The 615-nt window shown below is 44.9% G+C and carries 1 protein-coding gene; it reads right to left on the reverse strand.

All coding sequences use genetic code 11. The annotated features are described in order from the left end of the window. Positions 1-615, reverse strand: a 615-nt coding sequence (locus HP439_RS19325; RefSeq protein ID WP_343043577.1) for a helix-hairpin-helix domain-containing protein, incomplete at both ends; no start/stop codon positions are given.

Consider the following 615-nt stretch of genomic DNA (forward strand, 5'->3'; position numbering starts at 1 on the left):
GTAACTTTCCAACAACCATCAATAAATGGGCCTGTAGAATTATTTTACGGTATATGCTGAACGTTTTTTCCCATACCACAAGATTCGAAAATCCTGTTTCATCTTCAATCGTAATAAATAGTACGCCTTTGGCGGTGCTCGGGCGTTGACGTACTGTAACTAATCCGCACACCTTTACAAGATCGCCATTTTTTAGGCTGCTAAGCTGGGCGGCCGGTGTTACGTGTAGTTTATGCAGACGTTCTCTGGCGAAGCTTACAGGATGAGCTTTGAGGGACAAAGACGTGTTTGCATAGTCTTGTATAACATGTTCCATGGCAGAAATGGGCGGGAGGGTGACCTGATGCTCAAAGGCGCTGTCAGAGGGCTGTTCGGTAAATAATCCAATTGGGTTGTCTTTTAGAGCGGACACTTCCCACAGTGCTTGCCGGCGATCGAGCCCAATTGAACCAAAAGCATCAGCATCGGCTAGACGTTCTATAGCGGTGATAGATATGCCACTACGAAATAATTCATTGATTGTTTTGTACGGCTTTGTTCTTCCCTTTAGCAAGTGTGATACTTCTTGTTGCTGCAACGACTTTACCTGACGGAAACCTAAACGTAAGACATGAT

The sequence above is a fragment of the Sphingobacterium shayense genome, from assembly GCF_013179575.1.
Lineage (GTDB): Bacteria > Bacteroidota > Bacteroidia > Sphingobacteriales > Sphingobacteriaceae > Sphingobacterium > Sphingobacterium shayense.